Annotated in this window: 14 protein-coding genes; 12 read left to right on the top strand and 2 right to left on the bottom strand. The window is 31.4% G+C overall.

What is annotated here, in order from left to right; translation table 11 throughout:
* The first annotated feature begins 75 nt into the window (after positions 1-75).
* The 4 genes from IM744_RS15125 to IM744_RS15110 all read left to right on the top strand — a co-directional run bounded on the left by IM744_RS15125 (position 76) and on the right by IM744_RS15110 (position 3,861).
* Entirely contained in the window at positions 76-1,266 is a 1,191-nt protein-coding gene (locus IM744_RS15125; protein WP_194508993.1) for a pyridoxal phosphate-dependent aminotransferase, read from the top strand.
* Positions 1,266-2,279, top strand: coding sequence for a UDP-N-acetylmuramate dehydrogenase (gene murB, locus IM744_RS15120; protein ID WP_194508992.1), 1,014 nt, complete (start codon positions 1,266-1,268; stop codon positions 2,277-2,279). Before IM744_RS15125 ends, murB begins: the two co-directional genes overlap by 1 nt.
* 236 nt (positions 2,280-2,515) lie before the next feature.
* Positions 2,516-3,055 carry an RNA polymerase sigma factor gene (locus IM744_RS15115; protein WP_194508991.1) on the top strand — a complete coding sequence of 180 codons (540 nt, stop codon included), beginning with the start codon at positions 2,516-2,518 and terminating at the stop codon, positions 3,053-3,055.
* A 2-nt stretch (positions 3,056-3,057) separates the two neighbouring features.
* Positions 3,058-3,861, top strand: a complete 804-nt coding sequence (locus IM744_RS15110) for an RNA polymerase subunit sigma-70 (protein ID WP_194508990.1) — start codon at positions 3,058-3,060, stop codon at positions 3,859-3,861.
* A 73-nt stretch (positions 3,862-3,934) separates the two neighbouring features.
* On the opposite strand, the gene aqpZ is transcribed toward IM744_RS15110, so the two are convergent.
* Entirely contained in the window at positions 3,935-4,621 is a 687-nt protein-coding gene (gene aqpZ, locus IM744_RS15105) for an aquaporin Z (protein ID WP_194508989.1), read from the bottom strand.
* Positions 4,622-4,780: 159 nt separating this feature from the next.
* On the opposite strand from aqpZ, the gene IM744_RS15100 reads away from it, so the two are divergent.
* The 7 genes from IM744_RS15100 to IM744_RS15075 all read left to right on the top strand — a co-directional run bounded on the left by IM744_RS15100 (position 4,781) and on the right by IM744_RS15075 (position 10,914).
* Complete coding sequence (locus IM744_RS15100; RefSeq protein ID WP_194508988.1) at positions 4,781-4,984, top strand: membrane or secreted protein; 204 nt, start codon at positions 4,781-4,783, stop codon at positions 4,982-4,984.
* Between the two features lie 6 nt (positions 4,985-4,990).
* Complete coding sequence (locus tag IM744_RS15095; RefSeq protein ID WP_194508987.1) at positions 4,991-6,103, top strand: glycosyltransferase; 1,113 nt, start codon at positions 4,991-4,993, stop codon at positions 6,101-6,103.
* Complete coding sequence (locus IM744_RS15090; RefSeq protein WP_194508986.1) at positions 6,094-6,651, top strand: RNA polymerase sigma factor; 558 nt, start codon at positions 6,094-6,096, stop codon at positions 6,649-6,651. Before IM744_RS15095 ends, IM744_RS15090 begins: the two co-directional genes overlap by 10 nt.
* A gap of 106 nt (positions 6,652-6,757) precedes the next feature.
* Positions 6,758-7,636: a lipoyl synthase gene (gene lipA, locus IM744_RS15085; RefSeq protein WP_194508985.1), complete on the top strand. Its 879-nt coding sequence runs from the start codon at positions 6,758-6,760 to the stop codon at positions 7,634-7,636.
* Positions 7,636-8,631, top strand: a complete 996-nt coding sequence (gene gap / locus IM744_RS15080) for a type I glyceraldehyde-3-phosphate dehydrogenase (protein ID WP_194508984.1) — start codon at positions 7,636-7,638, stop codon at positions 8,629-8,631. The genes lipA and gap overlap by 1 nt, the downstream gene beginning before the upstream one ends.
* Before the next feature lie 50 nt (positions 8,632-8,681).
* Positions 8,682-9,122: a hypothetical protein gene (locus tag IM744_RS20725; RefSeq protein ID WP_241738345.1), complete on the top strand. Its 441-nt coding sequence runs from the start codon at positions 8,682-8,684 to the stop codon at positions 9,120-9,122.
* A 142-nt stretch (positions 9,123-9,264) separates the two neighbouring features.
* Positions 9,265-10,914: an ATP-binding protein gene (locus tag IM744_RS15075; RefSeq protein WP_241738344.1), complete on the top strand. Its 1,650-nt coding sequence runs from the start codon at positions 9,265-9,267 to the stop codon at positions 10,912-10,914.
* Between the two features lie 3 nt (positions 10,915-10,917).
* Here IM744_RS15075 and lpxK read toward each other — a convergent pair whose 3' ends face one another.
* Positions 10,918-11,928, bottom strand: coding sequence for a tetraacyldisaccharide 4'-kinase (gene lpxK, locus IM744_RS15070; RefSeq protein WP_194508983.1), 1,011 nt, complete (start codon positions 11,926-11,928; stop codon positions 10,918-10,920).
* A 215-nt stretch (positions 11,929-12,143) separates the two neighbouring features.
* Here lpxK and IM744_RS15065 point away from each other — a divergent pair, with 215 nt between their 5' ends.
* Entirely contained in the window at positions 12,144-13,238 is a 1,095-nt protein-coding gene (locus tag IM744_RS15065; protein WP_194508982.1) for a Nif3-like dinuclear metal center hexameric protein, read from the top strand.

Here is a 13,238-nt window from a genome sequence, read left to right as displayed (position 1 = left end):
TAGTTTGTTTTTTACCTTGATTTTAAATAAAATTTAAGATTATTTTCAGAACTTTACAATCTTAAACTCACGAACATGCCAAAAATTTCTAAGAAGGGATTATCAATGCCAGAATCTCCTATTCGTAAACTAGTTCCTTATGCAGAGAATGCTTACAAACAAGGCAAAACGGTTTATCATTTAAATATAGGTCAACCAGATATCAAAACACCTCAAGTAGCATTAGATGCTGTAAGAGTACATTCATTAGATATTTTGGCTTACACACGATCAGAAGGTTCTGAAGGCTACCGTACTAAAATTGCAGATTATTATGCAAAAAACGATATTCATGTAAAACATGATGATATTATTGTTACTACAGGTGGTAGTGAAGCGCTTTTATTTGCCTTTGGAAGTGTTATGGATGTAGGTGATGAAGTTATCATACCAGAACCATTCTATGCAAATTACAACGGATTTTCTACATCATCTGGAGTTAAAGTCGTTCCGGTAATATCTAAAATTGAAGATAATTTCGCATTACCTCCAATTGAAGAATTTGAAAAACTAATTACACCAAAAACAAAAGCGATCCTTATTTGTAATCCGGGCAATCCTACGGGTTACCTATATTCCAAAGAAGAAATAAAAAAATTAGCCAATATCGTAAAAAAACATGATTTGTTTTTAATTGCAGATGAAGTGTATAGAGAGTTCGCTTATGATGGCGCAACGCATTACTCTATTCTACAAGAAGAAGGGCTAGACGATTATGCTATCGTTATTGACTCTGTATCAAAACGATACAGCATGTGTGGTGCAAGAATTGGTTGTTTAGTATCTAAAAATAAAGATCTTATTAAAACCGTTTTGAAATTTGCACAAGCGCGATTGAGTCCGCCAACATTAGCACAAATTGCGAGTGAAGCAGCATTACAAACACCACAAAGTTATTTTGATGATGTTATTGAAGAGTATGTTGAACGACGTAACGTATTAATAGAAGAGTTAAACAAAATTGACGGTGTGCAAGTTGCAAACCCTAAAGGAGCTTTTTATTGCATTGCTCAGTTACCAATTAAAAACAGTGACGCCTTCGCACAATGGTTATTAGAATCATTTGACGTTGATGGCGAAACCGTTATGGTTGCTCCTGCAGCTGGTTTTTATAGCACTCCTGGTGTTGGTTTAAACCAAATTAGAATTGCTTACGTTTTAAATACAGACAGTTTAAAAAAGGCTGTAAACATTTTAAAAGAAGCCTTAAAAGTATATAAAGACTAGTGCAGATTCAACACGACATATCTTTAAAATCCTACAACACTTTCGGGATTGATGCAAAAGCGAAACACTTTGTATCGGTCGACTCGGTTGAAGATTTAAAAACAATTTTTTCTTCGGAAGAATTTCCGCAGAAATTTATATTAGGAGGAGGAAGCAATATGTTACTCACTAAAGATATAGACGCATTAGTTATACATTTAAATCTCAAAGGAAAAAAAATAATATCGCAAACCAAAACTGAAGTATTAATCGAATCTCAAGCTGGTGAAAATTGGCATGAATTTGTATTATGGACCTTAGAAAAAGATTTTGGTGGTTTAGAAAACCTATCCCTTATTCCTGGTAATGTTGGCACGAGTCCTATTCAAAATATAGGAGCTTATGGTGTTGAATTAAAAGATACTTTTCACTCTTGCGATGCTCTTAATTTAGAAACTTTAGAGATTGAAACCTTTACAAACGAAGCATGTAAATTTGATTATAGAAACTCAATTTTCAAACAACATGCTAAAGGAAAATATATTATTCTAAGCGTTGTTTTTAATTTGAGTATTGGTAAACACCATTTGCATACTAACTACGGAATCATAACTTCGGAATTAGAAAACATGAATATAGATCAACCTACAATTCAAGATGTTTCTAAAGCAGTTATTGCAATTCGTGAAAGCAAACTACCAAACCCAAAAGAGATTGGAAACTCTGGTAGTTTTTTTAAAAACCCAGTGATTTCAAAAGAAGAGTTCTTAAAATTCCAAGAGAATTTTCCTGATGCACCTAATTATATAGTTTCTGAAACCGAAATAAAAGTTCCAGCAGGTTGGCTTATTGAACAAGCTGGCTTTAAAGGAAAAACATTTGGAAACTATGGTGTTCATAAAAAACAGGCTTTAGTACTAGTTAATTATGGAGGAGCAACTGGAAAGGAAATTTTAGAACTTTCAAAACTAATTCAAGATACTGTAGCTAGAATTTTTGGAATTCATATTGAAGCTGAAGTTAATATTATATAAAAAAAGCCTCAATTTAATGAGGCTAATATTTACTATAGAATAATCTTGAAAATGCTATTAATCAATTTTCTTATATGAAGAAAAACTTTCTATTCCATAGAAATTATATGATAATGGATTAAATTTTGTTTTAGTATTATTTCACTAATTTTACTGTCTTATAATTATATACGATTGAAATTTAATTTTGGACGTTTTAAAATTCATTTTTTTAATATATTTTAAATTCTAATTTTTTGAGCACTCCTTTAGAACAACAAATAGTAGAATTACTTGCAAAAGGTGATAAAAAAGCACTTAATCTTCTTTATGAAAATTATTCAGACAGTCTCTATGGTGTTATTCTAAAAGTGACAATAAATGAGGAAATAGCTCAAGATGCACTTCAAGAAACATTTGTCAAAGTTTGGAAAAACGCCAAAAAATATGATTCTAAAAAAGCAAAATTATTCACCTGGCTATACCGGATTGCAAAAAACACTGCAATTGATAAATTAAGGAGTTTTAATAATAGATTTGAAAAAGAAGTCCAAATCGATAAATCAAACGTATATATCTTACCAACAGTCAATTTAAATCAAGATGTATTAGATTTAAAAGACCATGTTGCGCGTTTAGATGATAAGTATCAAATAGTTTTAAAAGCATTGTTTTTTGAAGGGATGACCCAACAAGAAGCTAGTGAAGAACTAGACATTCCGTTAGGTACTATTAAGTCTAGATTAAAAATTGGATTGCGAGAACTTAAAAAGGTTTACAATCCAGAAACAAATTAAAAATGGAAAAAAAATTACATACCTTTTTTCAATCTGGTTTACTTGACAAGTATATACTAGATGAAACTTCTGCTTCAGAAAGTCTGAAAGTAGAACATTACATTGAAACCTATCCAGAAGTGGAAAGCGAGTATTTAAGATTACAAAGCCATCTTGAAACACTAGCTAAAGCTGATGCGGTAGAAGCTCCTAAATTCATCTTAGATAACATACTAAATGAAATTAAGGAAGACGAAACTCCTGTAATTAAAATGGAGACTTCTCATCGTAAAACACCTTGGTACAGTATTGCTGCAAGTATCGTAGCGCTACTTTTTGCTGGCACTTCATATATGATGTATGAGCAAAATCAAGAATTACTTAAAGAAAATCAAGTTGTTGTAGATGAAATTTTTGACTTAAGAAGTGATATTGATGTTAATAATCAAAAACTTGATGATGTGATGCGTCAGTTCTTGAAACTTAACAATCCTGAAACTGAGAAATATGTTTTAAGAGGAAATGCACGTGCAAAAAACTTAAAAACTGTTGCTTACATTAATGCAGTAGAAAAAACATCTATGATTGATGTGGTGTCTTTACCTCATTTAGAAAAAGGTGAGTTTGTTGAGGTTTATGCTCAAATTGAAGATAAGTTTGTTAGTCTAGGTATATTAGACCCTTCAGATAAGAAGATGCAAAATCTACCATATATGGAAAATGCGCTTGGTTTAAGTCTAAGAATTGTATCTAAGAAAAACAGTGAAGCAAATGCTAGTGATGATGAAGCTGTAGCTGAGATAGAATTAAAAACTAAAAATAATTAACAATAATTATTTAAAAAAAAGCCACTTTTGAATGATCAAAAGTGGCTTTTTTTTGTGTGTAAAATATTATAATTTATTCTTTATCAAAAAATGCTTTATGGATAAGTCCTGCTACAATAGCACCTGCAATTGGAGCTAACCAAAACAACCATAACTGCGCAGTAAATTCTCCACCAGCAAAAAGAGCTTGACTAGTTGAACGAGCAGGATTAACAGATGTATTAGAAATTGGAATACTAATTAAATGTATTAATGTTAAACCAAGACCAATAGCAATTGGAGCAAACCCTTTAGGTGCTCTAACATTAGTACTTCCTAAAATAATTAACAAGAAAAACATAGTTAATAAAAACTCTGCTACTAAAACAGATGTCATACTATAACCACCTGGAGATAACTCACCATAACCATTAGAAGCAAAACCTCCAATATCAACAAAACCAGATTTTCCAGATAAAATCAAATATAATGCTCCTGCAGCTACACAAGCACCAACAACTTGAACTATAATATAACCAATCAAATCTTTTGCAGGAAACTTTCCTGCTGCCCATAATCCTAATGAAACAGCTGGATTAAAGTGACCACCTGAAATATGCCCAACAGCAAATGCCATTGTTAATACTGTTAAACCAAATGCTAATGCAACACCTGCAAATCCAATTCCTAATTCTGGAAAAGCAGCAGCAAAAACAGCACTACCACAACCTCCAAATACAAGCCAAAATGTTCCGAAGAACTCTGCTAATAATTTTTTCATAATAAATAATATTAATTAGTTAATAATTTAATTCATTACCCATAAGACCCTTAAACAACTTTAAAAGTCACATTCAATATTTAAGCTATCAATTACTCACTAAATAAACTACTTAATAACATTCAAAATATTTATCTTTGCACAAATAATTAAACACAGATGAAACTCTTATTAATTACATTACTTCTTTTAGGTTTAGGTGTGGCAGGAATTGCTATTAAAATTTGGGCTAAAAAAGACGGTAAATTTGCTGGCACTTGTGCTAGCCAAAACCCTATGCTTAATCAAGAAGGTGAAGCTTGTGGTTTCTGCGGAAAATCTCCAGACCAATTTGAAAACTGTGACGAACCTCAACACTCGTAATAGTTAATGTTCATTTTTGAGGTACTCTTCTATTTTTTTATTGCAGTTGTTTTCGTACAAGTTATTTTCTATGGCTTTATCTTCGGAAAATTTGCTGCAATAAAACAAAAAAAAGTTTCTAATTCCAATCCACCTGTTTCTGTCATCATATGTGCAAAAAATGAAGCAGAAAATTTAAGAACAAACTTACCTTTTATAGTATCTCAGTCTTATCCAAATTTTGAAATTGTTTTAATAAACGACAACTCTTCTGACAAAACTTTGAAAGTCATGGAAGCTTTCAAAAAAGACTATGAAAACATAAAAATTGTTAATGTCCAGCCTGTAGAAAAATTTTGGGGTAACAAAAAATATGCGCTTACATTAGGTATTAAAGCTGCAAAATATAATACCTTATTATTCACAGATGCAGATTGCAAACCAATGACTAAACATTGGATAAGCGAAATGAGTGCGAGGTTTGACACAGAAAAAGCACTTATTATAGGTTATGGACCTTATCAAAAAATCAAAGGATCTTTCCTCAATCTACTTATTAGGTTTGAAACCTTTATGACTGCAGTGCAGTATTTTTCATATACAACTATTGGATTACCATATATGGCTGTAGGTAGAAATTTAGCCTACAAAAAAGAACTTTTTTTTGAAGCAAATGGTTTCATGAGTCATATGAAAATCAAATCTGGTGACGATGATTTATTCGTAAATCAAATGGCAACGCCAAAAAACACAGCAATTTGTATTTCAAAAGGTAGTTTTACAGAGTCTATTCCGAAGAAAACATTTAAATCTTGGTTTCTACAAAAAAGAAGACATGTGAGCACTGCTTCTCACTATAAACTAAAACATAAAGTCTTACTCTCTTTATTCTATTGTTCTCAATTACTATTTTGGGTTTTGGCTATCCTTCTATTAATTTACTTATATCAGTGGCAATTAGTTTTGGGATTGGTATTGTTACGATTTATCATTCAATACACAACACTTTATTCCATATCTGCAAAACTTGACGAAAAAAGCTTGATCATTTTCACTCCAATCTTAGAATTATTTTTAATTATTATTCAATTCTTTATATTTATAAAAAATCTCTCATCAAAACCAAACCATTGGAAGTAAAAAACGCGATAGAAAAAGCAAAACAAAATGATCAAATCGCTTTTAATTTCCTGCTAGACAAGTTTTGGAATACAGTTTATGGGTTTCAATTAAAACGTACTGAGAATGAAAATGATGCAGAAGACATCACCATTCAAACCTTCTCAAAAGCATTTGACAAAATAGACACTTATAATGACAATTATGAGTTTTCTACATGGCTGGTTACCATATCAAAGAATATTCATATTGATTTAGTTAGAAAACAAAAATCGAGCATTACTAGTCACTCAAATTCTGATGATAATAATGACTACTTTTCAATTATTGATGAGTCACCTACTCCAGAAGACAAAATTATTACAGAACAAAATCTGGCAAAACTACTTAGAGACATCAAAAAATTAAAACCTCATTACCAGGAAGTCATCAACTTAAGATATTTTCAAGAATTAAGCTACAAAGAAATTTCAGAACATTTAAAAGAGCCTATGAATAATGTGAAAGTTAAACTTTTACGTGCAAAAAAATTGTTAGCAGAGATTATTAAAAAAGACAATGAATTTTAGTCTAAAAAAAATAGGTGAATAGATTTTTAACATCTAATATCTCACAATCCTATCTACACCAAATTAACTTTATACTTCGTATCTTTGTCATCTATAAAATATATAGATGGATACAAAAACCGCATCAAAACCTGTTATTGAACGTCAACCAAAACCAAAATGGTTGCGTGTCAAATTACCTACAGGAAAAAAATATACAGAATTAAGAGGACTTGTCGATAAGTACAAATTAAATACCATTTGCACTTCTGGTAGTTGCCCAAATATGGGTGAATGTTGGGGAGAAGGTACTGCTACATTTATGATTTTAGGGAATGTGTGTACACGTTCTTGCGGATTTTGTGGTGTTAAAACAGGACGTCCAGAAACTGTAGATTGGGATGAACCAGAAAAGGTGGCTCGCTCAATAAAAATCATGAGTATCAAACACGCAGTTTTAACTAGTGTTGATAGAGATGACCTCAAGGATATGGGGAGCATCATGTGGAGCGAAACTGTAAAAGCAGTGAGACGTATGAATCCTGAAACTACACTAGAAACTCTAATCCCAGACTTTCAAGGTATAGAACAACATATTGATAGAATTATTGATGTTGCTCCAGAAGTCGTATCTCATAATATTGAAACCGTAAGACGTTTAACCCGTGAAGTTCGCATACAAGCTAAATATGATAAAAGTCTTGGTGTGCTTAAATATTTAAAGCAACAAGGACAAAGGCGTACAAAATCTGGCATTATGTTAGGTTTAGGTGAAACTCGCGAAGAAGTCATAGAAACACTCCACGATTTAAGAGCAAATGATGTTGATGTAGTTACTATTGGACAATATTTACAACCTTCAAAAAAACATTTACCAGTAAAACTTTTTATCCAACCAGATCAATTCGAAGAGTATAAAGAAATTGGACTTGATTTAGGATTTCGTCATGTAGAAAGTAGTGCTTTAGTAAGATCTTCGTACAAAGCTCAAAAACATATCAATTAATGATTCGCATTGCTATAAATGGATTTGGACGTATTGGTCGTCGTGTTTTTAGACTAATTCAAGATAGAAATGACATGCAGGTTGTTGCTATAAATGATCTCGCAGATGCTAGAACGCTTAGTCATTTATTAAAATACGATAGCATTCATGGTGTTTCAAAACATGAGATCTCTTCTTCGGAAGATACTATCATCCTTAACGGTAGATCCATCAAACTTCTCAATCATAATCATCCAAGTTTAATTGACTGGACTCCTTTTGATGTAGATTTTGTTGTTGAAGCTACCGGAAAGTTTAAAACTTCCGAAGAACTAAAACATCACATTACCAATGGAGCTAAAAGAGTTATTCTATCTGTTCCACCTATTGGAGACGATATTAAAACTGTCGTTCTAGGCGTTAATGATAAAGATATTGATGGTACGGAATTAATTATATCTAATGCATCGTGTACAACAAACAATGCTGCACCAATGATTTCTGTAATAAAAGAGTTATGTGGTGTGAAACAGGCTTATATCACAACGATACATTCCTATACAACAGATCAAAGTTTACATGACCAGCCACATAAAGATTTACGACGTGCTAGAGCTGCAGGTCAATCTATAGTACCAACAACAACTGGAGCTGCAAAAGCGCTCACGAAAATCTTCCCTGAATTATCAAATGTTATTGGTGGATGTGGCATAAGAGTTCCTGTTGCAAATGGTTCATTAACTGACATTACATTTAATGTTGAAAAAACAGTGACCATAGAAGAGATCAACAACGCTTTTAAAGAAGCTGCTAATATGCACTTAAAACATATTCTTGAATATACTGAAGACCCAATTGTATCTATTGATATTGTTGGCAACCCACACTCTTGCATTTTTGATTCTCAAATGACATCTGTCATAGGTAACATGGTTAAAATTGTTGGCTGGTATGATAATGAAACTGGATATTCTAGTAGAGTCCTTGATTTGATATGCAATTTATCGATGAAATAGTGTGGTTTATCGAATAAATATTTATATTTGTCCAAATAAAGTGGTTTAATATGTCCCCTACCAAATATTCCATACTTGCTTTTTTCTTATTATTTTCTTGCGCAATAATTGCGCAAAATGATGATATAGAAGATATTGACGTGTTAAAACTTCGCATAGAAAATAAAATAAAACAATCTGAATTTGACATAAATAGAGGTAATTATTTCAACGCAAAAGAGAATCTCAAAAAAGCTTTAGAGCTTGCTGTTAACAATAAAGACAAAAAAAGTCAAGGTATTATTCTAGCCAAAATTGGTGAATTACAATTTACCATTAATGAATTTGACAAATCTCTGGCATCACTTATAAAAGCTGCTGAGATTCAAAGAGAAATAGAAGATAATAAAAATCTAGCGATTACTTATAGTATAAAAGGTGCACTTCATGCTGGAAGAGAAGAGTACAAAGATGCCTTAGAATATTTACACTCTGCAAAAAAACCTTTTTGAAGAAAATGATTTAAGCTATAAAATTCCCGAAATCACACTCAATGAGGGGAAAGTATATCTTAAATTAGGAGAATATAAAACAGCAAAATCATTATTTGAAAAAACAATTGTTTTAGCTAAAAAGAATGATCAATCTCAAATCTTGTCTAGAGCTTTAATTTACAACAGTAAAGCTTTAGCTCATCTAGGTAGTAATGATCAAGCAATAAAATCTGCACTTGAAGGTTTAGATATTGCCAAATCAAACAATCAAATAGATAATATTGATAAAGCTTATTTAAACTTAAGTGACATTTACACTAAGACAAAAGATTTTGAAAAAGCTCACAGCTATCTTGAAAAACATTCAAAGATTTCAGATTCAATATTGGTTATTGAGCGCGCAAACATCTCACCTACAACACAAACAGATTACACTCAAGCCTACAATGCTGCAAAATTTAAGGATTTACAAGATCAAGTTAAAAAGCAAGAATCTGATAGTAATTTAGCCAAAATCACTACAATACTAAGTATCGCTTTAATCACGATTTTATCCCTACTTACTTTAGCACTTTACAAAAATAATAATATTAGACTCAAATCTAATAACATGCTTCAGGAGAAAAATGATGATTTAATTGAAGCAATGAAAAGAGCAGAATTAGCATCAAAAACCAAAGCAAACTTTTTATCTACTGTAACTCACGAATTAAGAACACCCTTATATGCAGTTACAGGTTTAACAAACATGCTATTAGAAGAAGAACCAAGTGAGAAACAAATACCACACTTAAAGTCTTTAAAATTCTCTGGCGACTACTTATTAACGTTTATTAATGACATCCTTCAAATCAATAAAATTGAAGCGAATAAAGTAGAATTAGACCCTATACTTTTTAATCTTAAAACTAAGGTTGAAAATGTATGTTCTGCTTTAAATAATTCGGCATTGGAAAACAATACCAAGATGCATTATGAATTTCAAAAAGACATACCAGAAACCTTTATTGGTGATAACCTTAAAATCTCTCAAATCCTTATAAATTTAATTGGTAACTCAATTAAATTTACAAAAGATGGTGATATTTGGGTTAGAGTTTATAGTATAGAAAATAAAGGAGACGACCATATTCTTCGCTTTGAAATTGAAGATAATGGTATTGGTATCTCTAAAGAAAAACAAGATAACATGTTTGAGAGCTTCTCCCAAGGCTCGATACAAATCAATAGAAAATATGGTGGTACTGGCTTAGGTCTATCTATCGTTAAAGGTCTTATTGAAATATTAAAAGGAAAAATCTACTTAAAAAGTGAACTTGGAAAAGGAACAACATTCTTTTTTGAAATCCCATTAACCTACGCTCCAGAAACTGTTAAAATTGTAAAAGAAGACTATTCTAAAAACATTAGTAAATTGGACATTAGCAACATTAAAATCTTGATTGTCGAGGACAATAAGATCAATCAAATGATCACCAAAAAAATTCTTAATAAGATGAACCTACAATGTGATATTGTAGATAATGGTGAAGCAGCTGTAGAAAAAGTTAAAGAAAATAGCTACAATATTGTTTTAATGGATATTCATATGCCAGGAATTAGTGGTCTCGAAGCCACAAAAATCATTAGAACTTTCGATAAAGAACTCACTATTTTTGCACTTACTGCTGTAACATTAGAAGATAAAATGCATGAATTTGATGAAGCTGGATTTGATGATATCATATCAAAACCGTTTAAGCAAGAAGACTTTGAGAAAAAACTATATGAAGTATTAGCAGCTAGTCAAAACTCAACTGCTACTTTTTAAAAATCAAAAGTTATTGATATGTGATTCTATTTGAGCATCAAATGCTTCATTATTATCAATTTTAAATGAAATTGGCAAATACCATAATTGCGAAGGCTCAGATTTAAAATCATCCTGCAATCTCACATAATCCTTTTCTGTAGTTAGAATGATTTCCTTTTGCTTAAATTGTTCTATTTCTGAAGTAGAAAACTCATGATGATCTTTAAAGTTTAGATGTTCAAAATCTATCGATTTAGATTTTAAATATTCTAAAAATGGCAACGGATTAGCAATACCAGTAACCACTGTTATTTTTCTACCATCAAATTGTTTAAATGTTGATGTTTCATTTGCACTGAAAATAGTTTCAGAATATGAAATCGAACTAAAATAAACCTTCTGCTCTGTCAAAGGTTGAAGCTTTTTCTTAATACTTTCTTTTTCCGAAGACGATAAACTCAAAGGACATTTTGTTACCAATATAACATTTGCTCGTTTAGCACCAGATCTTGGCTCTCTAAGATTTCCAGTAGGCAAAACGATATCATCGCAATATAAATTACTGTAACTAGTCAATAATATACTATAACTCGCTTTAACTTTTCTATGCTGAAAAGCGTCATCTAAAAGAATAACATCTGGTAGTTTTAATTTTAAGAGTTGCTCAATCCCATTTTGCCTATTTGCATCAACACTCACTGTAACATCTTTAAATTTACTATAAAATTGATAAGGCTCATCTCCTATCGATGTCGCAGTAGCATGATCGTCTGCAAGAATAAACCCCTTAGTTTCTCGTTTATAGCCACGACTTAATGTTGCGACTTTAAATTCATCTTTCAAGAGTCGTATCAAATACTCAATGGTTGGTGTTTTTCCAGTACCACCTGTACTCAAATTACCAACACATACTATAGGAATAGTGTAGGATTTAGAAGGTTTCCAACCCAAATCATAGAATTTATTTCGCAACCAAGTCACGATATAATAAACAGGAACGATTGGAAAAAGTATTTTTCTGAGTAGCTTCATTAGAACGAAGTTAATGAACTCATTTAGATTTTTTGAATTATAGCGAAAATTAGCACTTTTTTGTTTATTTGAAATCATTTTTTAGTCGCATAGTACCACTACGGAAATAGAAAAAGACAAGAAATAGGCACAAAAGAGCAATTTTTTAGCTATTTGAAAAAGTTTAAATGAGTTCAATCATTTATATTTGTTTTTAAACTCAACACAAAAAATATATGGTAGTTCAAGATGTCATAAATCACTTAGAAGCTTTAGCTCCTTTAAATTATGCCGAAGATTTTGATAACGTTGGATTATTAGTTGGAGATAGAAACACGAAAATTTCTGGTGTTTTGGTCACTTTAGATACTTTAGAATTGGTTGTCGATGAAGCCATTGAGAAGAATTGCAACCTCATAGTGAGTTTTCATCCAATCATTTTTAAAGGTTTAAAATCTCTTACAGGAAAGGATTATGTGGAGAGAACTGTATTAAAAGCCATCAAAAATGACATTGCTATTTATGCCATTCATACTGCATTGGACAATGCTATAAAAGGTGTAAATGATATTATTTGCAACACATTGGGACTAGAAAACAAGAAAATTTTAATTCCGCAGAAAGGAACCATAAAAAAATTAACCACTTATGTTCCCCTCGGAAATGCAAACGCTCTAAGATCTCAACTTTTTAAAGCAGGTGCTGGTAATATTGGCAATTATGACAACTGTAGCTTTAACACAGAAGGAAAAGGCACTTATAGAGGAAATGAGAATTCTAATCCAACAATTGGTAAGAAAGGAGAGCTTCATGAAGAAAAAGAAGTGCAAATCTCTGTTACTTTTAATAAGCATATAGAATCAAAATTACTTAAAACCCTTTTTGAGCATCATCCTTATGAAGAAGTTGCTTTTGAAGTCGCAACTCTTGATAATTATGATCAAAATATTGGGATGGGAATAATTGGAGAGCTAAAAAATGCCCAAGACACTCTAAAATTCCTAGAGTTTGTAAAAGAAAAAATGAATGTGTCTTGTATAAAGCATTCAGAAATTATAAAACAAAAAATTAAAAAAGTTGCAGTATTGGGAGGCTCTGGAAGTTTCGCGATTTCTGCTGCAAAACGAGCAGGAGCAGACGTTTTAATAACTGCAGATTTGAAATATCACGATTTCTTTTCCGCAGAAAACAAGATTATTCTAGCAGATATTGGACATTATGAAAGCGAACAGTTCACAAAAAGCTTTTTAGTGGAGTATCTCTCGAAAAAAATCACTAATTTTGCAATCGTTTTATCAACGACGAATACAAATCCGGTAAAGTATTTATAA

The sequence above is a fragment of the Psychroserpens luteus genome (genome assembly GCF_015319355.1).
GTDB classification, from domain to species: Bacteria; Bacteroidota; Bacteroidia; order Flavobacteriales; family Flavobacteriaceae; genus Psychroserpens; species Psychroserpens luteus.
Note: the sequence above shows the minus strand (reverse complement) of the source record. Positions and strands in the feature narration are given on the sequence as shown.

What these genes read in the sequence shown, in the direction of transcription:
- IM744_RS15095 (WP_194508987.1), top strand. Translation starts at nt 4,991, where the DNA reads ATGTTCATTTTTGAGGTACTCTTCTATTTTTTTATTGCAGTTGTTTTC.
- lipA (WP_194508985.1), top strand. Translation starts at nt 6,758, where the DNA reads ATGGATACAAAAACCGCATCAAAACCTGTTATTGAACGTCAACCAAAA.
- IM744_RS15125 (WP_194508993.1), top strand. Translation starts at nt 76, where the DNA reads ATGCCAAAAATTTCTAAGAAGGGATTATCAATGCCAGAATCTCCTATT.
- IM744_RS20725 (WP_241738345.1), top strand. Translation starts at nt 8,682, where the DNA reads ATGTCCCCTACCAAATATTCCATACTTGCTTTTTTCTTATTATTTTCT.
- gap (WP_194508984.1), top strand. Translation starts at nt 7,636, where the DNA reads ATGATTCGCATTGCTATAAATGGATTTGGACGTATTGGTCGTCGTGTT.
- lpxK (WP_194508983.1), bottom strand. Translation starts at nt 11,928, where the DNA reads ATGAAGCTACTCAGAAAAATACTTTTTCCAATCGTTCCTGTTTATTAT.
- IM744_RS15100 (WP_194508988.1), top strand. Translation starts at nt 4,781, where the DNA reads ATGAAACTCTTATTAATTACATTACTTCTTTTAGGTTTAGGTGTGGCA.
- IM744_RS15065 (WP_194508982.1), top strand. Translation starts at nt 12,144, where the DNA reads ATGGTAGTTCAAGATGTCATAAATCACTTAGAAGCTTTAGCTCCTTTA.
- aqpZ (WP_194508989.1), bottom strand. Translation starts at nt 4,621, where the DNA reads ATGAAAAAATTATTAGCAGAGTTCTTCGGAACATTTTGGCTTGTATTT.
- IM744_RS15110 (WP_194508990.1), top strand. Translation starts at nt 3,058, where the DNA reads ATGGAAAAAAAATTACATACCTTTTTTCAATCTGGTTTACTTGACAAG.